Origin of the sequence: Acinetobacter sp. UBA3132, assembly GCF_002364825.1 — a bacterium.
Lineage (GTDB): Bacteria > Pseudomonadota > Gammaproteobacteria > Pseudomonadales > Moraxellaceae > Acinetobacter > Acinetobacter schindleri.
On sequence record NZ_DEZM01000043.1, the window covers coordinates 6603 to 6899 of the forward strand.

Annotated in this window: 1 pseudogene; it reads right to left on the minus strand. The window is 42.1% G+C overall.

Annotated features, from left to right (window positions below):
• Positions 1–291, minus strand: a pseudogene (locus B4033_RS01765) (ABC transporter substrate-binding protein); the annotation flags it as partial.
• Between the last annotated feature and the right edge of the window lie 6 nt (positions 292–297).

Genomic DNA, 297 nt, shown 5'->3' on the forward strand with positions numbered 1-297 from the left:
TGTTTTGAAATCCAGTTTTACATTCATGTTTTTGGCATAGTTACGAACCAGATCATAACCAAAACCATGCAGGTGACCACCTTCTTCAAACACTGTGGTCGGGCTCTTCACAGCAACAACAGTAAGCTTATTGCTGTTGACGACACTATCAAATTGGTGTGCCGGTGTTTTACTTGCATTGATAGCGTGGAATGGAACAAGCGCAGTGCTCAATACAAGAATTTTTACAGGGAGAGAGGAAAATAAAGATCTTAGGCAAAGCCTCGACCCAGAAGATGAACTACTGTGCATGTTGTC